Below are 24,679 nucleotides of genomic sequence, written 5' to 3' on the forward strand. Positions count from 1 at the left end.
AAATTAAGACACCAAAAATACGTGGTTGGCATTATGTCGCTATATCAGCTCAAACCCAAATTTCAAGATCAACTGCGACCGCTGAGTAATGCGTTGGTCGCAAAGAACATCACTGCCAATCAAGTCACTGTATCCGCAGTATTATTGAGTGTGGGTATGGCTTACGTGATTGCTAAGCCTGCGACTGAGCAGCAAGCGCTATGGCTTCTACTGCCTTCATCACTATTTGTACGTATGGCACTTAACGCCATCGACGGTATGATGGCGCGTGAGCATGGTCAGGCCTCTAGATTGGGTGCAGTGCTAAATGAGGCGGGCGATATTGTTGCTGATACGGCGCTCATTGCCAGTTTGGCTCCCCATATTACTAAACATGATTCACGAATTAATTCTGAACGACAAACTGGCATGAGTAAGTCGCTAACCACTCAGCGGCATATAAGCAGTATTGCAGCGTTAAGTATGAGTACCGAACTGCTCGGTATCGCCAGCAATACGATGCTAGGAGTTAGGGCAAATCAAGGGCCTTTAGGGAAAAGTGATCGCGCTTTAATGCTAGGCGTGCTTGGTACTATTATGGGTAGCAAAATACCGTTATCGCTTTCTCCTACAAGAATCGTGCAGTTGTCTCTATTGGTAGAGATACTATTATTAAAAACGTGCCTAAACCGCTTACGTTATATGGCAAGTCTATATTTGATGCATCAGCCACCAGCACTTCGAGCAGTAACGTGTGAGTCAACAAACAACTCGCTATCTCACAATATTGTTTTACCAAATAATTCTACTGATAATGCTCGCCCATTGGAGTTTAAAGAAATGCCAAACACCACTATTAATAGTCAAAAATTAAAAGAACAGGCTAGCGTTAGTTTTGAGCAGTCTTCAGCCAAAGTTATAAATGGTGAAAGTTGCTACAACGCTTATGACGGGACTGCTATTTATTATCGCTATTGGTTAACGATGCCTTTAGAGGACGTGAAAAAAGCCAATCAGCCTCTACGTCAAGTTATTCTATTGCATCGAGGTCATGAGCATTCGGGTCGATTAGCAGAGCTAGGACAGCAGTTTGCAAAAGCTGGTTATCAAGTCTTTGCTTGGGATGCACGTGGCAATGGTCGCTCAGGCGGTATCAAAGACCATGCTGAGAGCGTTACCGAGCTTGAACGTGATTTAGATGGCTTTGTGCAGTTAGTCATTGGGCAAACGGGCATTGCTATCGAGGATACCTTAATCGTCGCCAGTAGTATCGGTGCGGTGCTGGCAGCAGCATGGGTGCATGATTATGCGCCCAATATTCGCGGGATGATACTCGGCACGCCTGCGCTAAGTATTCGCTTGTATATGCCTTTTGCGATACCGTCATTAAAGGTGGCGCGTACGTTAGGTCTGATGTCGCGTGTTAGTAGCTATGTCAAAGCGCAAGTGTTAACCCATGATAAGGAAGCGCAGCAAGCTTATAATGCTGATCCATTGATATCGAATAGCATTTCAACCGACTTACTCATCGATACCCATGCGACAGGTCAGCGCTTGCTCGACGATGCAGGGGCTATCACTGTACCGACGTTTGTCTTATGCGCGGGTAAAGACTACGTGGTGGATAAGCAGGCTGAACGCACGTTTTATGAAGCGATTAATACATCTACCAAACGCTGGCAATTATACCCCGACAGCTATCATGCAATCTTTCATGAGACCAATAAAGCAGATGTTTTTGCCGACTGTATTGATTTTGCTGAACAAGTATTTAGCACACAAGTTCAAGCACCTGATTTGAGTAGTGCTCATTTGAATAGCGCGAGTAAAGATAAGGTAGACCGCTTAGCGATTAAGCCATTTAATCCAAGTTTCGCGATTACCCGTTTTGCGATGCAAAAGTTCGGTCATGTTAGCGATGCGATTGCGACAGGGCTTGAACATGGGTTTGATTCTGGTCACTCGCTTGATCACGTTTATTACAATCAGCCGAGCGGTCAAAATAAATTTGGTCAAGCAATTGATAAGTTTTATTTAAGTAATATAGGCTGGCAAGGCATTCGTATACGCCGCGCACATATCTTAGAGCTTGCACGCTTAGCACTTGCAGATATTGAAGACAAAAACCAGAGTAGTACTAAACTATACCAACCAAAACTGTTAGATATTGCCAGTGGTCATGGTTTTTATGCGTTTGATCTGTTGACTGAGTTTACTGGTTTGCATGCGGAGCTACGAGATTATGAGATGCATAATATCAAAGCACTACAAGCAAAAGCGGAGCAGTTAGCTATTTCTGATCGAGTCATTGCGTGTCAAAAAGATGCTTTTGATGCAGCAAGTTATAAAGGCATAAAATCGGTAAGTGCAAGTGTTAAAGGCGAAGCACTGAAAACGTCAGGCTTTGATATTGCCATCAGCTCAGGCGTTTTTGAGCTGTTTTCTGATAATGCGTTACCAGCGACAGCCTTAGCGGGGATTTATGACAGTTTAAAAGCGGATGGTTATTTAATTTATACCAACCAACCGTGGCACCCTGAGCAAGAGTTTATCAGTAAAACGTTGAACAACCACCGTGGCAGCAGTTGGGTGATGCGTTGTCGCTCGCAAGCCGAGATGGATCAATTGGTTGAACGTGCGGGCTTTAAAAAGATTGCCATGCGTATCGACCGCTTTGGTATCTTCACCGTGTCATTGGCGATTAAAATTGTACCAATCGATGATAAGTAATAAATGACTAATAACTGTACCAAGCCTTATGAGCGTGTCCAACTTTTTTCCGGAGGTGGCTCACGTTTTGGCTATTACTTAGGCAGCTATGCGGCGTTGGTCGAGCATGACCTAAAGCCAGATATGATCATTGGTACTTGCGGCGGGAGCTTATCCGCTTATCTAGTCAACCTAGCTCCTGACCCCAAGGATTTGCAAGCGCTGATGTGCAGCCGTGAGTTGTCTCGTACGATTGCTGCAATCAGACATGTCTCGCCAGATGAAGTCAATAGGCGTTTAAAAATGCGTTATATGACTCATGCACTCAAACGTTGGCATCTGTCACGGCGTACGTCTAATGGACAAAAGCAACGACAAGCAGACAGCTATGCGCGACTCCTAGATGAGCTGCAGCAGTTAGCGATGTTTCGTATTGATGATGAGAAGCAATGGCTCGATGAGCTATCTAGCTTTGCATCTAGCGAGAATGGCAGTAGTCAGTCTAACGCTAATACGCCTGAGATAGCCATCATTGCCAGCCGACTGTATCAAGCGCCTGTTGATGGTTTATATAATGAACAATTAAAGCTACAAGAATTATTATTTGCACCGCCACGCTTTGAGCATTCTGTATCAAGTCTGACCGACGAGGAAATGAGATCTTCTGCGCACGCCTTTGCCAGTGAGCGGATACATCAGGCAGTAGAGATACGGACTCAATGGGATTTTGCGTCAGTGGTTCGTGCGTCTATGGCCGACATGTATTATCTACCGCCCACGCATATCGCAGAGCTTGGCTGGTGCTTAGGTGGGGTGATCAATCTCACACCGATTGAGCTAGCCTGTCAGTTGGGTGACAGCGTATTTGCAGAGACGAAGGCAGGTTATGACTCATGGCTGGCTGCTCCCGCGATTCAGCGTGTTTTTGGTTTTAATCCTAATGAGCGATTGGCAGCAGTACACAGTTATCAACCGATGGAAGTAACGTTGCACACTAATACTGCTAGCGAAAAACATCAGCTACATTGGTTACCGTTTGCCGATAATGAACAGCAGTTAGCGGGCCAAAATGTGCAAAAGCGTTTTAATCTAAAGCAAATGACCGTTGAGCTGATACACGCTGATTATGATGGTTTTGTGCAGCAAATGCAGGCGCAATGGCAATATGGCTACCAGCGTACAGCTGACTACATACAGCAGCATAATTTATGAAAACTTTTGCGAAAGATACTGCCAAGAATTATACACCGCATATTATTATCGTTGGTGGTACGAGTGGTCTTGGCTTGGCATTGGCTCTGCATCATTTGCAGCTTGGCTGGCAGGTGAGCGTTGTTGGTAGTAACGAGGCAAAGATAGCCGAAATTAATAACCAGCATCCTACCATCGTGACTTATGTGTGCGACTTAACGGATGTTATCCAAACACAGAGTCTATTAGATAAATTGTCAGCTACAAGCTTTCAAAGGCTTGTCTATAGTGCTGGCAGTTATACCAATGAGCGTGTTCATCATCTAAACCAAGCAGACAGTGATAAAATGCTAGCGATTAACTTGCAGGCATTTGCGCAGGTTTTTAGATGGGCAAGTGTGCAGTCAAAGCAGCCACATCAGTCATTGGGCGTTAGCAAAAGCGATAGACCAAGCCTAATTTGTATCGCCTCTATCGCTGGCACGATGGATTATCCTTATGCCAGCATTTATGCGAAAAGTAAGCGCGCGATGATTGCGGCTGCTAGCGCTTATCGAGCAGCACTTGCGCCTTATAATATCCAAGTGACGTGCATTGCCTCAGGCTATATTGATACCCAAGCATTGCGCGACTTAAATGACGGTGATGCCAGTCATAAGCCCTTTATCATGAGCACGCAAACAGCGGTTGATCAGGTTATGCAAGCGATTGACGATGATATAGAACTGGCAATATTCCCACGCTCAATGCGCTATATCACGAGGGTCTTGAACCATTTACCTAAACCCTTACTCAACCTAATATTGCGCAGTAAGCTAGATAAGCCTTCTTAACCAAGAACTGTTTTAATCAAACACTGCCTTAATCAAAATAGGAAGCTCATCCAAAGATCCAGTAGAGTAGGGTAAATACTGGTACTCCAATCAGTAAGCTATCAATCCGATCTAATACGCCACCATGTCCAGCCAGCATCGTCCCGGTATCTTTTATCCCATGTTGGCGCTTAAATGCTGACTCTAATAAATCTCCTGCGATACCACTTACTGCCAATCCGTAGGCTGCTAATAAACAAAGCCACCCGCTAAAAGGCGTGAGCCATAATCCTAACGATGAAGCCAATATAGCCGCAAGCAAACTACCAAAGACCGCGCCTTCAATGCTTTTATTTGGGCTAACGGTGGGTGCGAGACCTCGCTTAAACAGTTTGCGTCCCAGTAGTCGTCCACATAAGTATTGGGCAATATCGTTGAACTGGCTGGCGAAGAATACAAAAAGTAAGACGCCATATTGCTCACGCTGCCACGTCAATTGCTGCAATACAATAAGGCTTAAAATTAGTGAAATAAAGGCACTGCTAAACACTATATCCAGTAGATTGAGACGCGTATAGGACTGTGTCAGTGCTGAGTTTTCTTCGTCAGATATAATTTTTGGTTGTAGCCCGCGCGCTTGGAGTTTGCTAATCAGCCCTGCTTTGTCATATATGCTCCATACGCGTTTAATCTCATAGCAGCCGCGTAGCCCGATTAAAATAAAAAACGCAATGAGTATCCATTGATAAGGATGACCATGCTGACTATTATCTATTTTTGCGATAACGTAGCATACGCACAGAGCCACTAACATGAGCCACCAAGAGCGTGCAATCAGATAAATCTTAGGCAAGCGAGTACGTAGACGAGGGATAGCCAGTATGCCCCAAACCAAACTTACTACCGTCATAAGTCCGATAACAAACAGCGTATCAGTAGACATGTTTTTAACACTTTGAGAGATATAAAAAGCAGTCATTAACCACTTTAGTAATGACTAGAATGTCAATTGACTACTGCTTTTATGTGGCAGTAGTCGCTTTTATTACTCTAGCGCCTGAATGAACAATTATAGGCTGAATGAGCCAGTCAATACTACCTTCTCTCGTGTCTAATAATGGATTAATCACACTCGTCCGAGGTGTGACCGTTAGATTTGGATAGTCTTTTCTATAATGCCCACCGCGACTTTCAATGCGCTGATAGGCAGACTGTACAATCAATGTCGCTAATTGTAATTGTCTTGCTAACTGCAAATGCGTGAGTTTATCGAGGGTGATAGCGCTATCTTCGGTATTGGTATTTCTATCACTGCCGTTAGGTGAACTTGACTCAGGTTGCTTTAGCCATTGCTGCCATTGTTGTATCTGTTCAAGCGCTTCCTCTAACTCTCTGGCACTACGTGTGATACCCATGTTGGCGGTCATCAAGGCTTTTAGTTTTGCAATGATTTCTGTCATGTCAGCATCAGTATGGCAGTGCTTAGTAGCCTCATTATGCTTATATAACGTTGATATCGACGATGTAAAATAGGGAAGAGTAATAGATTGGGTGTTTTTCAGTATGGGTGCTTTCCAAATGTCATCGATACTTGCATTCAAATCATGACGATACGCCGATGTATGTAGCTCTGCATCTAATACTTCAATTTCTGTCAAATAACGAGGCAAGTCAGCAGCGATATTGCGTCCTACGACCACGCATTCCAATAGCGAGTTGCTCGCCAAACGGTTGGCACCATGCAAGCCGGTATGAGCAACTTCGCCTGCTGCATAAAGACCCACTACATCAGTCATACCGTTCACAGATGTGACGACCCCCCCGCAACTATAGTGGGCGGTAGGGGCGACTGGTATCGGATCCGTCGTGATATCAATACCAAGCGTTAACAACGTCTGATAAATTTGCGGAAAATGCTCTTGTAAAAATGGTGCTGGTAGATGGCTGACATCAAGATGTACGTAGCCAAGACCATTTACATTAATCTGCTCAGCGATCGCTCGTGCGACGATGTCTCTGGGTGCTAACTCAGCACGATCATCAACGTCTAACATAAAGCGCTTGCCTGTCTGCGGGCAATACAGCCGTCCACCTTCTCCGCGAAGTGCTTCAGAGATTAAGAAACTGCTGTCAGCGAGTGCGAGACCAGTCGGATGGAATTGGATGAATTCTAAATTTGCCAAACGGCAACCCGCTTGCCAAGCCATCATTACGCCATCGCCGACACAAACATTGGGCGCGCTAGCACGTTGAAACAGTTGCCCTAAACCGCCACTGGCCAGTACGACTGCGCGACTATAAATAGTGAGCTGACGATGGTTATTGTGGTCAAAAACGCGTGCACCTTGGCAGTGGTCATCTGTATTGTCTGTCAGCAGACTTAACGCTTCATGATAGGGCAATACAGTAATGTTAGATGCCGCCTTAACTTTTATGGTCAAGGCTTCCATCACATGCCGTCCAGTCGCATCCTCAGCGTGGGCGACTCGTCTGCAGCCATGCCCGCCTTCTTTGGTTAAATGCAACTCACTGGTCGTTAAGCTGTCAGTCTGCAACATTTTATCTGTTGGTGATATAGCATGTTGTTGCAGTGTTGGCGTAAAGGGAACGCCTTGCTCACATAGCCATTGAACCGCTTGCTGTCCTGCACTAAGAATATCAGTGGTGTTATTGGTGTCACATAATCCTGCGCCTGCGATTAAGGTGTCAGCGACATGGTCGGTCACGGAGTCATTTTGGTCCAAACTTGCAGCGATACCACCTTGCGCGCAATGGCTTGAGCAAACCTCCAAAGCTGCTTTGCTCAGTACCATGATACTTAGCGATTTTGGTAATGATAGCGCAGTACTTAAACCCGCCAATCCTGCACCGATAATAAGTACGTCTGTTTGCCTGACATTATCCGCGCTCATACTAGGCAGCTCCAACGTTGGCGAATAGTGTACGGTCTTTGACGATATCGCCACTGGCGGCCACGCGTTGGTTTTGTGATTCAGCAAAATCGAGCATCCGTTGTAAAGGTTTTTTGGCAGCTGTTGCTAGTTCAGGTGTCATCAGAACCTCACCGCTTTGATTGGTTAAGCATTGTTCGATACCTTTTAAGCCGTTCATTGCCATCCAAGGGCAAAACGCACAGCTCTTACAGCTTGCACTTTCACCAGCGGTTGGCGCTGCCAAAAAGCGTTTGTTTGGCGAGCGTTTTTGCATCTCGTGCAATATGCCCAAATCGGTAGCGACGATGAAGGTATCTGCATCCATCTCATAGGTTGACTGCAATAGCTTGCTGGTTGAACCGACCACATCCGCTAGTTCAACCACGCTATCAGGCGACTCAGGATGCACCAAGACTTTGGCATTTGGATACTCCTCTTTTAGTTGCAGGAGCTCGGTTGCCTTAAATTCATTATGTACGAGGCAAGAACCTTGCCAAAGCAGCATGTCTGCACCAGTTTCACGCGCGATGTATTTACCCAAATGACGGTCAGGCCCCCAAATGATAGCTTCACCCTGAGCATGTAAGTGACGGACGATGTCGATACCAACGGATGAGGTCACTACCCAATCTGCACGTGCTTTGACCGCAGCGCTCGTATTGGCATACACCACAACGGTACGCTCAGGATGAGCATCACAAAATGCGGAAAACTCATCAGCAGGGCAGCCCAAATCAAGCGAACACTCGGCTTCTAAGTCTGGCATCAGTACCATTTTTTCCATACTCAATATTTTTGCCGATTCACCCATGAAGCGTACGCCTGCGACCACCAATGTCTGTGCACTGTGCGCTTGACCAAAGCGTGCCATCTCAAGAGAATCGCCAACACAGCCACCAGTCGCCAATGCCAAATCCTGAATAAAAGGATCGACATAATAATGCGCGACCAGTACGGCATTATTGTCTTTTAATAATTGCTTAATATTTTCTTCAACCACGATACGTTCTGAACGTGGCAGATCCGCTGGCATCTTAGCTTTGGCATATTCGATATTCATTTTAGTCGCAATGCGGTTGTCATTGCTCATGATGGGTGCGTCATAGGGATAAGTTTTCATAAGTGCAAACCTTGTGTGCGATAACGACACGTTATATGCCGCTAAAAATGATACCAACCTCAAAAATATGATTAGCCGTATTAAACTCGTTCAGCCTACTGAGAGTAGTACTAATACGCGTTTTTCTTACTACTCTAATTTTTAGGAAGAATACAAGCTGCCTAAATACAGCTTTAAAGTAAACGAGCTTTTATTATGCTCATTTTGAGCATAAATACAAGTGGTTTTTTATATTCTACTTTCAGTACAGTAGGTATTTATGCAAAATACTCTCTGTCACTTTTGCCTTCAGCCGCTTATATTTACATCGGTAGACTATGATATTTTTGGATTCAAGCTATACTAAGTCGTACTATAAACAATAAGTGTGATGGCTTTCTTATTGCACGCTCAAAGGTAAAAGGTAATTACTAAAATCATGACGTTGTCTTATTCACATGCGCATCAGCAAGGTAGCGGCACCACTGAAGTCGTTGCAGTTCTAGTTGCGATCACAGATCATACGGCACGAGTTTTAACAGTTGATCAAGGCAAGTTATTGCCCAACGGACCACTCATGCCATTACATCGCTCACTGCAAGCTGGTGTGCGCCAATGGGTTGAGGAACAGACGCAGCAACCACTTGGCTATTTGGAACAGTTATATACCTTTGTCGATACCAATAGACGTAATGTTGACGGCCATGCATTGGTTTACGTAAGCTACTTGGGCTTGGTGCAAGAGACGCAAATGCAGGCGCTCCAAAGCAAAGCCCTATGGCGAGATTGGTATGATTATTTTCCATGGGAAAATCATCTAGATGGTATGCCAAATATCATTATGGATTTTATTGTGCCAGCATTATTGGACTGGGCGAATAATGCGCCAGACTCAATCACTCAGCAGCGCCGTCGTCAGCGTATTCATTTATGTTGGGGTGTAGATACTGAGTTCTTAAACTCAGCTCAAGATAAAAATACCTATCATCAACCAAGTACCATTAACGGTTATGACTGGGTCTCAGAGCATGTATTACTGCGCTATGAGATGCTTTACGAAGCAGGGCTGATTCCAGAATCATCTAACTATCAGCCGCAAAAACTGCCAAAGCATTGGGTACAAATCATAGGTACACCGATGTACTATGATCATCGACGCGTCATTGCAACTGCCATCTCAAGGCTACGTGCCAAGATTGAATACCGACCGCTTATCTTTGGTCTGATGCCAGATGTCTTTACCTTATCGCAGCTACAGCAGAGTGTAGAAGCGCTCTCAGGCGTACGCTTGCACAAGCAAAACTTCCGCCGTCTGCTAGATTCACAAAACTTGGTGACAGAAACAGGGCAGAGTAGTAGTGCGCAACGTGGTCGTCCTGCCAAGCTTTATCGCTTTTGCCACGATATCGAACTGCAAAGTTTATTGATGGATAGCAAATTGCCTAAACGTAAATAGGCTTAAATAAGCGGTAAGTGCTCTCACGTTTTTATGACTATCCGCTTTTAGCCACTGCATGAAATACTTCATTTCCTTGCGGTACTGTCAACTTTACGCTATATTTATGCTCATTTTGAGTTTAATTAAATTGAACCGATATCAATATAATGCGCATATAGGGGTGACAAATGACTGTTAAAAAAGAACCTGCATTGGATGAAGTGTTGCTAAGACCTTTGGTAGAAGCCGCCTTGACTGAAGACTTGGGCAGACGTGGTGATGTAACGTCTCAAGCGACTATCCCTGCTGACCTGCAAGCAAAACTAGAGATTAAGGCGCGGCAAGCAGGCGTGATATGCGGTATGGACTTGGCGCGTTTATCATTTGCTTTGGTTGATGCTCAAATTGAGTTTATCGCTCAAGTAGATGATGGTGAACTGGTTGAAGCGGGCACAGTATTGGCCAGTGTCAGCGGAAATGCACGTCATCTATTGACAGCCGAACGCACTGCGCTTAATTTTATGACGCACCTCAGTGGCATTGCTACAGATACCAGAAAAATTGTAGACAGTGTGGCGCAATATCCTGCGCAAATTACTTGCACACGTAAAACCATACCAGGCTTGCGCATTGTACAAAAATACGCAGTACGCTGCGGCGGCGGGCGCAATCATCGTCTAGGGTTGGATGATGCCATTTTGATCAAAGACAATCATATTGCCATCGCTGGCGATATAAAAACGGCCATTCAACAAGCCCAAGATTTTGCTGGTCACCTGATTCCAGTAGAAGTGGAAGTGGATACTTTGGAGCAGCTAGAGCAAGCGTTGGATGCTGGTGTGAGTTTGGTGCTTTTGGACAATATGTCTCCTGACGTGTTATCAAGGGCAGTCGCCATGTGTAAGGGTCGCGCCAGAACAGAAGCTTCAGGCGGTATTACCCCTGCGACCGTGGAAGCCGCCGCCAAGACAGGGGTGGACTTTATTGCGATGGGGTATCTAACGCACAGTACCACTGCATTGGATATTGGCTTGGATTTTAGCGCATAGGTTGGCGACTGAATTTTCATGGTAAAAAATCTATTTATCTTATGTATAAAGCTGATTTTGCTGCTCTGCACTTAACTTTTTTAATGAGATAGTACAGAGGAATTAGAGTGAGTCTTCATTTTTAACCCATTTAACAGTTATGATTCGAATTGAGGACACGCCTTAAGCAAAGTTAATGATTTTATTAGCTTATCTGCCTATGTTACAATACAAGATATAATGCTATTTTTAGTTAGATATGGGGTCATCGTTGCACTCGCACGATGACCTTATCTTTTTGCCCGGTTTGACGAATAGATAAGCGAGCGCTCAGTGAATACTGAAATCATTAAGATAATCTTAGCCTTTATGGTGTTGATTAATCCCTTTAGCGCTTTGACGTTATTTTTGGATTTGACCCGCGGTTATTCAATGAATAATCGACGTAAAGTCGCGCGTGTGGCTTGTTTGACGATTTTTATCACCATCAGCTTTTTTACGGTCGCAGGTGAGACGCTACTAAAAGCGCTTGGTATCTCAATTGGCTCGTTTCAGTTGGCGGGTGGTATTTTGGTATTCTTGATTGCCCTGAATATGATGAATGGTGAAGGTAATCCTGTTAAACCTGATCAAGAAAACTTCGATGTCGATCATGTACAAGACTCCCCAGTATCGATGGCAGCCGCTGTCGTTCCCCTCGCTATCCCAATGATGATTGGGCCGGGCGGTATCTCAACAGTGATTATTTATTCTTCACAAGTTTCTGGTGTACTACAAGTATCGGCCATATTGATAGCTGGGTTGTTGATCAGTTTGTTTTGTTATTTGGCATTGATGGCAGCAGGTCGTATTAGCCGTTTATTGGGTGATACGGGTCTGAACATTATGAGCAGAATCATGGGCATGTTGTTGGCGGCAGTTTCTATTGAAATCATCGTTAATGGCCTACGCACGCTGTTTCCTGCTTTAGTTTAACGAAAAAATTGATTGCCTGTACCTTTGTTTATTTTATTTAAAGTTACCCCTCAATTTTTAGGTTGTAAAGAAAGCTTATATCTTACTTCTACTATTAGCTAAAAAACCTCTAAAACTCTTCAAAACTTCTAAATATTCTATAAAAATGGCTAAAAGCGATTTTTATAGAATAGCTATGTCTAAAATAATGTTATCAATCACCAAAAGTATCCGAAAAAATGCTACCCATAAAAATATGTTACAGTGGAGGAACAACTATTATCATAGGAGTTAGTTTTGAGTAATAAAAGAATTGCTATTTTAGGGGCAGGTCCAAGTGGTTTAGCACAATTACGCGCTTTTGAAGCAGCACGATTGGCTGGTGCAACCGACCTACCTGAGATAGTTTGTTATGAAAAGCAAAATGCTATCGGCGGTATGTGGAATTATAGTTGGCGTACTGGTTTGGATAGAAATGGTGAACCCGTTCACGGTAGTATGTACCGTTATTTGTGGTCGAATGGCCCAAAAGAATGCTTAGAGTTTGCCGATTATTCATTTGATGAGCATTTTGGTGATGCCATCCCATCATACCCGCCACGTGAAGTTCTAAAAGACTACATCATGGGTCGTATCGATAAGCAAGATATTCAAAAGTATATCCGCTTTGAATGCCCTGTGCGTTGGGTCTCATTCGACGATGACACACAGAAGTTTACTGTGACAGTCATGAATCATAAAACGAACGAACAAGAAGTCGAAGAGTTCGATTATGTCGTGGTAGCGACCGGTCACTTTTCAACACCAAATATGCCGTATTTTGAAGGTTTAGAGACTTTCCCAGGTCGTATCTTGCATGCTCATGACTTCCGTGATGCGCTAGAATTTAAAGACGAAGATATTTTGCTCATTGGCAGTAGTTATTCAGCTGAAGATATTGGTACACAGTGTTATAAATATGGCACCAAATCAGTGACCATTAGTTATCGTACGCAAGCCTTGGGTTATGACTGGCCAGAGGGTATCAAAGAAGTGCCGCTCGTCACCCACTTTGAAGACGATGTTGCGCATTTTGCCGACGGTACGAGTCAAAAGTTTGATGCTATTATCATGTGTACTGGTTATTTGTTCCACTTCCCGTTTATGCCGGACGAGCTACGCTTGCAGACACATAACTGCTTATATCCATCCAATCTATACAAAGGGACTTTTTGGCAGCCCAATCCAAAGCTCATTTATTTAGGCATGCATGATCAGTATTTCACCTTTAACATGTTTGATGCTCAAGCGTGGTATGCACGTGATGTCATCATGGATGATATCGAGCTGCCTGATTTGGCGACTCGTGAGGCCGACGAAAAAGAATGGTTGGCAACGTATGCTAAGTGTGTCACGGTCAGCGACTCAATTGACTTCCAAGCCGCTTATATTCGTGATTTAACCAATGCGACAGATTATCCAGAGTTTGCAGTAGAGAAGCAGGGTGAAATCCTAAAAGAATGGCAAAAAGATAAGACCGACAATATCATGACTTTTAGAGAAAAGGGCTATCGTTCAACATTGACAGGTACGCTATCACCTGAATTGCCAGAGCCTTGGCTAGATGTCCTTGATGACTCGCTTGAGCATTTTTTGAACTTGAGTTTTGTTAAGCCTAAAAAGCGCAAGAAAGCATCGTAGATAGATAGTCGCTGCTACGAAGAGCAGTGGCCGTAAAAAATTATTTTCTATTAAAAGCATCTGATATAAAAAGTAAAAAGCCAAATACGTTTAGATGTATTTGGCTTTTTTGTGCGTGGTACATTCAGCGACTATAGTCGGTTCAATATAATGTGGAGACTGACACAGTATCCAATTTATAGAGGATTGACGACATATTAACTATTATACAAATGCCAAGCCAAGTAAAGCATCAGTATACCCACCAATGCGTCAAGTATGTTCCATGCCTTTGGTTTGGAAAATAACGGTCTAAGCAATCGTGCGGCATAACCCAAAGCAAAAAAGAAAAAGAATGAAGCACTGACAGCACCCACACCAAAGGCCAGTTTGCTACTAGCACCCGTTGAAACCATGCCGACGAGCACCAATGTATCTAGATAGACGTGTGGATTGAGCCAGGTAAAGCCAAAGCATAGTAACAGTGCTTTTTTCAAACTGGTAACGGCCTGACCATCGACGGTTAACGCATGTGAGCGTCGGACACTAGCATATAAACTTTGCAAACCGTAAACGAGCAAAAACAACGCACCTGCGAATCTGGCGATATCTACTGCATGTGGATAACGAGCTGTCACCGCGCCAAAACCAGCAACGCCTGCCGAGATTAACAACGCATCACTAACGGCACAGAATAAGCAGATAAAAAAGATGTGTTCACGTTTGATGCCTTGTTTAAGTACAAAGGCGTTTTGTGATCCAATCGCTAAGATGAGCGATAGACCAAGTAAAAAGCCAGAAGTATAGTCAGTCGCATTCATAGTAATGTACTTATTCTTTTGAAGAGTAGGAATATTGACACTTTGCTTACTGGCAGTGCCAAAAAAAGCTGTTAAGATACGTTATTGAATTAATATATGCAATACGAGCTCAATTTGAGTGCACGGAATGAGAGGCAAGGTAGGTCATGGTGGTAAGTTTGACGAGAATTCTACAATCATTTGGACAAGCGCCAGATGACTTGCCAACACAAGCGGCCAAGCACGCTCAGGAAATGGGTGCCAGTCAAGTGATAGATTCGACGGATATTAGCTCGACTGATATTAGTGTGAATAATGACAGTATAAATGATGACATCGAGCAAGCTGATAGAACGCCTTCTGTACTTACACCGCCCGAACGTGCCAACCGTATTTGTGATGCATTGGCACAAGTGAGTGATATTCGAACGCCCACGCCTTTGACTGATCGCTATTTGTCCAATCGTGCTCAGATGCGCCCGACCAATAGACCTCCTTTCGACCCAGATACTTTATGGTATCTCAAACATGGACGCTGTCCGATTATGACTGAGCTTATTGATGTGGTCGATGAGGCCACGCTAAACGCCATGCCCATTGAGGCTGTGGCAATCCTAGACCGAATCAATGGTAAGTTAAAGCGTTACCGTGAATGGAGCAGCGAGCTCAACGAGCAGCAACAGCAGCAACATAATGAGCGTCAGTTTGTCATCGATAAGCTGGTGTCCGAGAGTATTCCAGAAGCGCTGCACCACTATGAGCAACTACAACGGTTCAGCCCGCATCGTACCAAAAACAACACGGTACAAGGCAAGATGACCGCAGGCGATATGCTGACCGATTTATTTCTTGAGATTGATTATGAGCTTGACGAGTTGTTAGATGAGTTGCATCAAACGGTGATGAATCGTTTAGCCTCCACACATCGTTATGTTAAAAGTCGCACGAAAAGTTAGTTAGTAATGACTTCAAACGATCGCTGTTCATTTGAGACGGTTAGGTGTCATTAACTATAATCGATGCAGTACGATATGATGCACAACAATATAGGGCTTTAATAAAGCCTTATTTTTTTGTTTAATAATAGCAACTTTAAAATATGAACGGCTTAACCTTAATAACTAAAACGTATCAAAAATAATAATAAGCTTTTCAAAAATTCTACCAAATAATAAGGACAGTCTAATGACCCAAGTCACTGCGATGTTCGTCATGTTTTTTTTGTATGGGCTGTTGCCAGTCGCTGGGTTATACCTAGGGTATCGTGGTATCAAAAAATTCACCGCGCCCAAAATGCTTGAATATAAAGCCATGCCGCAGTTGGGTTATATTCCCGAAAAGAGCTTACCCATTGAGGTCAAAACAGCTCTTGAGCAAATCAATGAAAAAGGTGAGAAGCTGCGTGTCATTTATGGCGATACCAATAATGATGGAAAGATTGATGATAAAGATACTGTCACTGAAACCTATATCATGATTCAAAATTTAATGGACAGACATGTACCGCTTGCGGTGGCGGACTATCGCCGTTTGCATGACTTAGATGGTGCACTCGCTAACACGACCAAGATTAAGCATTCTAATGTCACTGGTAAAGAGGCGCTATTAGAAGTGCTAAGTACGATTAACACTCAGTTCGATGACCTGCTCAATGCTTCCTATCATCAAGATGGACAAAAGCTGCTCGCGACCAATCGCTATCTACAAAAACGCTTTGACAATCCTACTAGTAATACGGAGATTCGAAAGCTCGATAGTAATGTTAGCAATGCCAGTAGTGATGTGAGCAGTGATGTAAATATTCAAGCGATTGAAAGTCCAACGGGTGCAAATGTAAGTGCTGAAGACATTAAACTATAAGTGCAGGGTTTTATGATTAACGGATAGAATGAAGAGTAAGCGTATATGATCATTTTAATAGGCGTTGGTATTGTAACGACTCTCACTACCTTTTATTTGGGTAAAAAAGGCTGGCAAGCTTTTCATAAAGCTGTCGGTATTACACCAGGTGTGCTCGTCTATCAGAATGATAATGCACCATTGCCATTATCCAAACTCAGTTGGCAGCAACTAAATTTAAATAAGAAACATCTACAAAATTTGTCAGAGCAGCAACTGCGCCAATTGAAACGTATTGATGAAAAAGTAAATAACTATCAAGCGTATCAAAAAGCACTACAAGCTCAGCATAAAACGCCTGTGGTAACAGAGCAGCAGTTTGTACTGAATAAGATGCTGCATACTCGGCTTCCAGAAATGTTAGCCAGCCATTACCATTTAGCGAATGTGAATATAAAGGTTAACAATGGGAATGAAGACAATGTGAGTAATAACAGTAAGGCAGAAGCCAGTGAGCTATTACAGAGCGTCTTAAATAATATTGAGCAGCGCTTAGATGAGTTACTGGCACAGGTGGACGAGCAGCAGTTGCAAGAATTACGAGTAATGAAAAACTATATCAACAGTCATGATAGCTCATAGAAAATCGCCAGATTTACAACGACTTGCTATGAGCGACACACAAAAAAAGCTGCCAGTGACTATTCATCACTGGCAGCTTTTTTATGTTTATGCTAAACCTATCAAAGATTTAGAATAATGTTAAACCAACTTAACTAGCGCTTATCGTTGCGGTCACGAGTATTGCGCGTACCACGGCTGGCAGGGCTAGCACTGCTTTTAGGTTTTGCGCTGCTGTTGCGATTGTCGCTACCACTGCGGCTATCGCTACGACTGTCAGTAGCGCGACGCGCTTTAAGCGGCTTGCTTCTGATACGCTCTTGCTTCTCTTTCGCTGCGCCATGCAGACCCGTACCATAACGAGGACGCAAGCTTACTAAATCGGTCAAGGTATTGATGTCTTTTCTATCGAGTTCTAAGAAACGACCAGTACGTAGCTCTTTTGGTAGGGCAATCGTACCGTAGCGCGTGCGTAGTAGACGGCTGACTTTTAGGCCTTGCGACTCAAACAAGCGACGTACTTCACGGTTACGGCCTTCTTTTAGTTGGACGTGATACCACTTGTTGACGCCTTCACCGCCACCGTCTTTGATATCTTCAAACTTTGCGAGGCCATCTTCTAGCATGACGCCAGCCGTTAATGCACGGGCAATCTCAGGTGTCACTTCACCCAATACACGTACCGCATATTCACGAGTCACTTCACCAGATGGATGCATCAAGCGATGCGCCATTTCACCATCATTGGTAAACAATAACAAACCTGTTGAGTTGATGTCCAAACGTCCAACCATAACCCAGCGATCATGAGTCAGTTTTGGCAAACGCTCAAAAACGGTTGGACGGCCTTCTGGATCTTTAGCAGAGCAGACTTCGCCTTCAGGCTTGTAGTAAGCGATAACACGGCGACGCTTCTCATTTTCAGAAGTGTATTTGATCTGACGGCCATCAACTCGAATCTCATCGCCTTGCTCAACGCGATCACCGATGGTTGCTGGGCCATTATTGACAGTGACGCGACCAGCTTTGATGACTTCTTCCATCTGACGGCGTGAACCAAGGCCCATGCGGGCGAGGGCTTTCTGTAATTTTTCGTCTTTCATAATCATAACCTTGAGTCGGTGGGTTTACATTTCTCAATGTAAAAAAATTTGGATTGACTATTCTACGCTATTTTGGCGGCTTTAGCACACAAACCTGTTGTTACTAGTTATATAAGTTGTTGTTAGGAAAATAAAATTGAATAAAAGTTTATTAACTATATACAGCTATTTCAAGCAGATGTCGGCTCAATTATATCGAGAGTTGTATTTTGATAAAAGACAGCCTTGTCTAATTGATACTAAATTATCGGTTGAAATATAAAGAGCGACATCAATTTTTAAAAGTTACAGAATTATTACTTGTATTCTTTGCTATCTGCTCACTATTTAATCCTTCTAGTTTGATCTGTTTTCAAATAAATTGGTTAGGTATTGTTATAAAAGGGCTGTATTAAAAATATAAAATAATTAGACGTAACTATATGAGGATTTATAAATATTGCGTTGTGTATAGTTTGAGTGTATATTTGATATATACATTCTTTTTAGTGAATATATTTATCATAGTGAGCGGCTTCGATTTTATGCAATATTATAAATATGAGTAACTGTTATGGTTTATAAATACATCATTTCTGTACGCAAGCGCTTTTTAATGACGAGCATTGTTGGCTTGTTATTAACACTCTCACTTGCGAGTTGCACAGTCAATTCAGGACTTCAGTCTGGAGATGTGCCGGAATCAGGTGCGTTTACTGCAGAAAATGGCCTACAGTTTTATATTCAACCTTTGAATTTGGCGACCTTGCCACGTACAGAAGCTATTACCCCAGATCAGGATTTGTATCATTTAATTAAAACGTCTGGTCGAGTCAGTTATGGAATTGCTAAAGGCGACATTCTCAATATCATACTCACCAGTTATCCAGATATTAATGCATCGACATCTAGCCTAACCGTTGATCAGCAAGGCTTTATACAGTTCCCACTGATAGGACGCATTCAAGCCAGTGGAATGAGTGTGCCGCAATTCACTGCAACCTTACAAAGTAAACTACAACGCTATCTAAAATACTCAGATCCTCAGGTCAAAATTGTCAACTACCGTGGCAGCAAGTTTTTCGTTGATGGTGAAGTCAGAGAGTCTGGTGAGTTTACAATTGCTGATGTGCCAGTTTCCGTATATGGGGCAATCTCTATGGCAGGTGGTACGACTGATACTGGTGATTCAAATCATATTGTATTAAATCGTCAGGGCAAGAGTTACAAGCTAGGTATCCAATCATTACAGCAAATGGGACTGTCTGCCAATCAAATATATTTACAAGATGGTGACGCCATTCATGTCAATAGTCAAAGTCGTAATAGAGTCTATGTATTGGGTGAGTTTGGCAAAATTGAACCAGTATCTATTCCTGAGCAAGGGCTGAGCTTGGCACATGTGTTAGGCGAATCTAACGGGTTAAATTCCAATACCGCCAATGCTGCAAAAGTATACATCGTTCGTGATAACCCGCAATCACAATATACACATATTTATTATGTCGATATGCAGAGCATCACAAGTTTGGCATTGGCTAGCCGTTTTGACATGCAGGCCAACGACATACTTTATGTAGATCCAACAGGTTTAGCACGCTGGAATCGTATTATCAGCGCCATTCTTCCCTCAACATCAGCAATCAATCTGATTTCAGGGATATAGGAGTCAATCATGAATGCGTTTGACAGTATCTTAGTCGTCTGCGTTGGCAATATATGCCGTAGTCCGATGGCCGCTGCTATTTTGACAGAGCGCTATCCAGACAAGCACGTAGACTCTGCGGGTCTGTCAGCGTTAGTAGGGCACTCTGCAGATATCAAAGCAATCGAGTTGATGGCCATTCACGATATAGATATCAGCTCACATATCGCCAAACCCATCAGCGAAGTGTTAGTCAGTCATGCAGATTTAATTTTGACGATGACAACTAGTCAAACCAAGTGGATTGAGAATCGGTGGCCACATTGCCGTGGCAGAATTTTTCGAATTGGGCATTGGATTGATAAAGATATTGTAGATCCTTATCAGCAGGATAAATCGGTATTTGAGACGAGTAGACAAGATATTGACGACAGTCTTGAACAGTGGGCTATTAAGATGAGTCAAGCGACTGAAATAAAAGAGCTGAAGGTTAGTGAGTGCTATTAAGCGATAAACATTGGGTAGTGAGTATATGGTTATGAATAAAACAGATTCAAAAAACCTATCAATGCCTACGGGCAAAAAAGACACTGACGACATCGACTTAATGGCGCTGGTTTTAGTATTGCTGCGCGGTTGGAAAATAATAGCGCTCATGGTGGTATTGGGTTTATTGATAGGCTTTTTGTATACCCGTCATGTCAATCCAACGTTTAAATCAGATGCGCTGATACAAATTGAAGAGAATGCCCAAGGGGTAGAAGCACTTGGCGCGAGTATCTCAGAGTTGGTCGGTGCAGAAACAAGCAAAGCAGAAACAGAAGCAGAGCTTATAAGATCACGCATGATACTAGAGCCTGTGGTAGATCTACTGCATCTGCGTATTAGACTCACGGATCCTAATATTGGATATATTGATACGATCAAAAGAAATTATATAGAGACTCAAGTTAATACAACCGATGAAGTGTCACTGAATACCGAAAACGGCGTAGTAGAAATTATTCAGTTTGATGTGTCGAAAGCTTATTTGAACCAATCTTTTACTTTGATTAGATCTGCCACTGGATTTGTTTTAAGTAATGGTCTGGATAGCTTTAAAGGTCAGCTTGGTCAGCCGTATCAGTTTAAAGGATCAAAAGGTCAGATTAATATCACCGTGACAGGATTACCGACGGGCAATTACCCAATTAGTATTAGTAAACAGACATTAAAAGCCACGACAGATGGTATCAATAGCGCACTAACGGTTGAAGAAAAAGGACAAAGCACAGGTATTATTCAGCTATCGATGACGGGTACAAACCAAGAGCAAATCACGACCATGCTCAATCAAATAGTCCGATCTTATGTGGATCAAAACCAGTCACGCGGCTCTGAAGAAACCACCAAAACGCTCACCTTTATGGAAACGCAGATACCGCTATTAAAAGGGAAGCTAGAAGCGTCTGAAGCACTATTTAATGACTTTCGTAAAAAACACGGCACTGTCGATGTGGCTCAAGAGGCTGAGTTGCTATTAAACGAAAAATCCCGAATCGATGGGCAGCTCAACGATCTTAAGCTCAGAAAAGCAGACTTGACCACTTATTATACTGAAGAACATCCCTTGGTCGTCCAAATTAATGAGCAGCTCAAAGTGCTGAGTAATAGAACGAGACAAATCGAAAATACGGTATCAGGTCTACCTGAAATCCAGCGAGAGTTTTTAAAGCTATCAGAAGACACAGCCATCAATCGAGAAATCTATCTGACGCTACTCAAGAATTATGAACAACTAAAAATCGTGAAAGCGGGCCAAATCGGCTATGCCCGTGTCATCGATACACCCACCAGTACCTTTAATGCCATTGCCCCTAATAAGCCACAAATCATGATGCTGGCCATAATGGTCGGTGCGATGCTTGGGGTGATATTGGTTTTACTCAGAAACTTAATGAGGACGGTTGTAAAAGATCCAGAGCGCTTAGAGTCTAAGACAGGTATTCCAGTCATTGCCACTATCCCGCGCTCACCTTTACTATCCAGATTGAGTAAAAATAAAAAGACCACCGATCGAATGCTTGCTCATGTTGACCACAGTAGCTTGAGTTATGAAGCCATCAAAAGCTTAAGAACAAACCTGATGTTTGGTATGCCAACAGGCGCAGTGGCTGGCGAGTCCGCACAAGTCATATTGATTACTGGAGAAAGCCCAGGTGTCGGCAAGTCCTTTATCGCGGCCAATTTATCTGAGGTTTTTGCACAGCTTGATAAAAAGGTTTTGATCATTGATGGTGACATGCGCTTAGGTGCCCTGCATAAGATGTTTAAGCTGAGCCCGCAAGACGGTCTCGCCGATTATTTGTTGCAGAATAAAAAAAGCGGGTCTCCCATTAGTAGTAATCAAGCTGCCAGCGAAGTATCTAGTCCAGAGATTGAGACTTTTATTCATCCTACTGGCATGGAAAACATTGATTTTATATCGCGCGGACAGTCGTCAAATAATCCTACTTCATTATTAATAGGTCAAAAGTTCAACCAGCTAATGGAAGTGCTGAAGACGCAATATGACTATATTGTCATTGACTCGCCACCGATATTGGCAGCTTCAGACGCGATGGTTTTGGCGCAACATGCAGACAAGGTGCTTATCGTTACTAAATTTAATCGCTCAGTAGAAGGTCAGCTGATGTATGCGGTCAAGCAGATGAGTAAAGCCAACGTGCAAGTAGATGGCATTATTCTCAATGATGTACAGCAAAGCCGTATGAATAAATACAGCTATCATTACCATTATGCCTATGGAAATAACCGCTAATTAGTATTTTGTGGTTGTTCATTATTATCAATACAATTTAAGTGGGTGGATCTTATGTTTATAAAAACAGAGTCTAACAATGCTTATCGGTCGACTGGTGAGTTGCATCAATGGTCGAAGCGTGCAGCTCTGCTTTTATTGTCATTACCACGGTTTGTCAAATGCTCTATTTTATTTAGCATAGATTATGCTGTATCGATTTCTTGCTTATTTTTAGCATTGGCATTACGACAAGGGTATGTGGCGCATCACGTCGGCCCTATAATATTGGTTTCATATGCATTTATTCCTGTGGCTAGCCTGTATCTTATCGGGTTTTATAGAGGTGCTTCTAGAGGTTTTTTTGATGCGGTAATGGGTCGTGTATTGCAGTTGTTTTTGTTGCTTATTATCGTCTACCAAGTGCTTATCTATGTAAATCCCCTATCAATGATACCGCGCTCAGTACCCATCATATTTCTATTTTCTTTTTTTATCTGGTTATGGAACAGTAGGCTGATAATACGTACCTTTTTGAAACGGCTGCAGAAAACAGACGAAAAACGTCGTTCAAATGATTGCTGTGATAACGTGATTATTTATGGCGCAGGAGAAGCGGGTAGAGAGCTGCTAGAAAGCTTGAGACATTCCCATAAATATAACGTGGTGGCATACATCGACGATGATCAACAGCTGAGAGGTGCTTACTTGCATGGTAGAAAAATCTATGCCGGTCATGCGCTGCCCTCGTTAATAGAGAAGTTTGCTGTGGCACAGGTGATTTTGGCGATGCCTTCTATGAGCCGTGCCCGCAAAAAGCAGATTATGGATAGCCTATCAGGTATTTCTGTCAAGATAAAAGACTTACCGAGCTTACGAGAGTTGGCAGACGAGCGAGTGACAGTCAGTCATATACGACCTGTCGATATTTTGGATGTGCTTGAACGAGATACTGTTGAACCAGTCGCTGAGTTGCTACAAAAAAACATCACTGGCAAAAACGTCCTCGTGACAGGTGCTGGTGGCTCTATTGGTAGTGAATTGTGTCGGCAAATTATTAAAAATAAGCCTAGATGCTTGGTGTTATATGAGCAGTCTGAATATGCTCTATACACGATAGATCAAGAGCTCAGAAATAAAAAGATAGAAAATATCGATTATCAAGATATTGAGATTATTAGTATCATTGGAAGCGTGAGTAATGAAAAAAAATTAATCAATATATTCAAAATTAACCATATAAATACAATTTATCATGCAGCAGCCTACAAGCATGTCCCAATTGTTGAGTCGAATCCCTTTGAGGGCACGATTAACAATACCAAAGGCACCTATCATTGTGCTCGTGCTGCGATACAGGCCAAAGCGGATACCTTTGTATTGATTTCTACGGACAAAGCGGTGCGACCTACTAATATTATGGGGGCATCCAAACGTTTGGCGGAGTTGGTTTGCCAAGGATTGAGCCAGCATAGTAGTCACACTTGTTTTAGCATGGTGCGTTTTGGCAATGTACTAGGATCTTCAGGCTCTGTTGTACCGTTATTTACCAAACAGATTGAGCAGGGTGGTCCGATTACCATCACTCATCCAGACATAACACGCTACTTTATGACGATTCCAGAAGCGGCCAGTTTGGTGATTCAGGCAGGTGCTATGGCATTTGGTGGAGAAGTGTTTGTACTTGATATGGGTGCACCCGTCAAAATTGTAGACCTTGCTAAGCGTATGATTCGTCTGACTGGCTGCGAGTTAAAAGATGCGAGCAATCCTAACGGAGATATAGAAATTGTGTTTACTGGATTAAGGCCGGGTGAAAAGCTCTATGAGGAGTTAATCATAGGCGAAGATAATATCGAAACCACGTTTCATCCGTTAATCATGCAAGCAATGGAGCATAGCTTTCCTTTAGAAGATATCGAAAATGTTTTGTTTGAATTTATAGAAAAAGCCAAACAACAGGATGTGGCATGGCTAAAAACACAATTTAGAGCGTTTGTGGAAGGTTATCGAGAAGGGGATGATGTCAGGGTTGAGGTCGAAAAACTGACATCATCGCTGGTAGATGAGATTGGTTAATACAGTAGATAGCTAACCGCGAGACTATTAAT

19 protein-coding genes are annotated in these 24,679 nt (G+C 43.0%); 14 read left to right on the plus strand and 5 right to left on the minus strand.

Annotation, left to right across the window (positions count from 1 at the left end):
- Positions 1–33 precede the first annotated feature (33 nt).
- Genes I6E83_RS06590 through I6E83_RS06600 form a run of 3 tightly spaced genes read left to right on the plus strand, consistent with a single transcriptional unit; the run spans position 34 to position 4,712 of the window.
- Positions 34–2,709, plus strand: coding sequence for an alpha/beta fold hydrolase (locus I6E83_RS06590; RefSeq protein ID WP_197100625.1), 2,676 nt, complete (start codon positions 34–36; stop codon positions 2,707–2,709).
- Positions 2,710–2,712: 3 nt separating this feature from the next.
- Positions 2,713–3,900 (plus strand): patatin-like phospholipase family protein, encoded by a 1,188-nt coding sequence (locus I6E83_RS06595; protein ID WP_197100627.1) that lies wholly within the window; start codon positions 2,713–2,715, stop codon positions 3,898–3,900.
- A complete protein-coding gene (locus tag I6E83_RS06600) occupies positions 3,897–4,712 on the plus strand; it encodes an SDR family NAD(P)-dependent oxidoreductase (RefSeq protein WP_197100629.1) in 816 nt (271 codons plus the stop codon). The genes I6E83_RS06595 and I6E83_RS06600 overlap by 4 nt, the downstream gene beginning before the upstream one ends.
- A gap of 46 nt (positions 4,713–4,758) precedes the next feature.
- On the opposite strand, the gene I6E83_RS06605 is transcribed toward I6E83_RS06600, so the two are convergent.
- The 3 genes from I6E83_RS06605 to nadA form a co-directional block, all read right to left on the minus strand.
- Complete coding sequence (locus I6E83_RS06605) at positions 4,759–5,634, minus strand: phosphatidate cytidylyltransferase (RefSeq protein WP_197100631.1); 876 nt, start codon at positions 5,632–5,634, stop codon at positions 4,759–4,761.
- 79 nt (positions 5,635–5,713) lie between these two features.
- Positions 5,714–7,603, minus strand: a complete 1,890-nt coding sequence (nadB, locus tag I6E83_RS06610; RefSeq protein WP_197100633.1) for an L-aspartate oxidase — start codon at positions 7,601–7,603, stop codon at positions 5,714–5,716.
- A gap of 1 nt (position 7,604) precedes the next feature.
- Entirely contained in the window at positions 7,605–8,744 is a 1,140-nt protein-coding gene (gene nadA / locus I6E83_RS06615) for a quinolinate synthase NadA (protein WP_197100636.1), read from the minus strand.
- 418 nt (positions 8,745–9,162) lie between these two features.
- Here nadA and I6E83_RS06620 point away from each other — a divergent pair, with 418 nt between their 5' ends.
- The 4 genes from I6E83_RS06620 (at position 9,163) to I6E83_RS06635 (ending at position 13,823) form a co-directional block, all read left to right on the plus strand.
- Positions 9,163–10,179, plus strand: a complete 1,017-nt coding sequence (locus tag I6E83_RS06620) for an NUDIX hydrolase (protein ID WP_197100638.1) — start codon at positions 9,163–9,165, stop codon at positions 10,177–10,179.
- 170 nt (positions 10,180–10,349) lie between these two features.
- Entirely contained in the window at positions 10,350–11,210 is an 861-nt protein-coding gene (gene nadC, locus I6E83_RS06625; protein WP_197100640.1) for a carboxylating nicotinate-nucleotide diphosphorylase, read from the plus strand.
- Between the two features lie 312 nt (positions 11,211–11,522).
- A complete protein-coding gene (locus I6E83_RS06630; RefSeq protein WP_197100642.1) occupies positions 11,523–12,164 on the plus strand; it encodes a MarC family protein in 642 nt (213 codons plus the stop codon).
- 276 nt (positions 12,165–12,440) lie between these two features.
- Positions 12,441–13,823 (plus strand): NAD(P)-binding domain-containing protein, encoded by a 1,383-nt coding sequence (locus I6E83_RS06635; RefSeq protein ID WP_197100644.1) that lies wholly within the window; start codon positions 12,441–12,443, stop codon positions 13,821–13,823.
- 197 nt (positions 13,824–14,020) lie between these two features.
- On the opposite strand, the gene I6E83_RS06640 is transcribed toward I6E83_RS06635, so the two are convergent.
- Positions 14,021–14,623 carry a LysE/ArgO family amino acid transporter gene (locus I6E83_RS06640; protein ID WP_197100646.1) on the minus strand — a complete coding sequence of 201 codons (603 nt, stop codon included), beginning with the start codon at positions 14,621–14,623 and terminating at the stop codon, positions 14,021–14,023.
- A 149-nt stretch (positions 14,624–14,772) separates the two neighbouring features.
- On the opposite strand from I6E83_RS06640, the gene I6E83_RS06645 reads away from it, so the two are divergent.
- From I6E83_RS06645 to I6E83_RS06655, 3 genes are all read left to right on the plus strand, one after another.
- A complete protein-coding gene (locus tag I6E83_RS06645; protein ID WP_320158383.1) occupies positions 14,773–15,558 on the plus strand; it encodes a hypothetical protein in 786 nt (261 codons plus the stop codon).
- 229 nt (positions 15,559–15,787) lie between these two features.
- On the plus strand, positions 15,788–16,462 hold the full coding sequence (locus I6E83_RS06650) for a hypothetical protein (protein WP_197100648.1): 675 nt from the start codon (positions 15,788–15,790) through the stop codon (positions 16,460–16,462).
- A 45-nt stretch (positions 16,463–16,507) separates the two neighbouring features.
- Positions 16,508–17,083 carry a hypothetical protein gene (locus I6E83_RS06655; protein WP_197100650.1) on the plus strand — a complete coding sequence of 192 codons (576 nt, stop codon included), beginning with the start codon at positions 16,508–16,510 and terminating at the stop codon, positions 17,081–17,083.
- A gap of 134 nt (positions 17,084–17,217) precedes the next feature.
- On the opposite strand, the gene rluB is transcribed toward I6E83_RS06655, so the two are convergent.
- Positions 17,218–18,165, minus strand: coding sequence for a 23S rRNA pseudouridine(2605) synthase RluB (gene rluB / locus I6E83_RS06660; protein ID WP_194362818.1), 948 nt, complete (start codon positions 18,163–18,165; stop codon positions 17,218–17,220).
- A gap of 553 nt (positions 18,166–18,718) precedes the next feature.
- Here rluB and I6E83_RS06665 point away from each other — a divergent pair.
- Genes I6E83_RS06665 through I6E83_RS06680 form a run of 4 tightly spaced genes read left to right on the plus strand, consistent with a single transcriptional unit; the run spans position 18,719 to position 24,647 of the window.
- The gene (locus I6E83_RS06665) at positions 18,719–19,810 is read left to right on the plus strand and encodes a polysaccharide biosynthesis/export family protein (protein WP_227680853.1); all 1,092 of its coding nucleotides are present in this window, start codon (positions 18,719–18,721) and stop codon (positions 19,808–19,810) included.
- Between the two features lie 9 nt (positions 19,811–19,819).
- The gene (locus I6E83_RS06670) at positions 19,820–20,296 is read left to right on the plus strand and encodes a low molecular weight protein-tyrosine-phosphatase (protein WP_197100653.1); all 477 of its coding nucleotides are present in this window, start codon (positions 19,820–19,822) and stop codon (positions 20,294–20,296) included.
- Between the two features lie 31 nt (positions 20,297–20,327).
- Positions 20,328–22,589, plus strand: a complete 2,262-nt coding sequence (locus tag I6E83_RS06675; RefSeq protein ID WP_197100655.1) for a polysaccharide biosynthesis tyrosine autokinase — start codon at positions 20,328–20,330, stop codon at positions 22,587–22,589.
- A 54-nt stretch (positions 22,590–22,643) separates the two neighbouring features.
- A complete protein-coding gene (locus I6E83_RS06680; protein ID WP_197100657.1) occupies positions 22,644–24,647 on the plus strand; it encodes a polysaccharide biosynthesis protein in 2,004 nt (667 codons plus the stop codon).
- Positions 24,648–24,679: the final 32 nt, after the last annotated feature.

The organism is Psychrobacter sp. SZ93C1, from assembly GCF_015864635.1.
In the GTDB taxonomy this organism is placed as follows: domain Bacteria; phylum Pseudomonadota; class Gammaproteobacteria; order Pseudomonadales; family Moraxellaceae; genus Psychrobacter; species Psychrobacter fozii.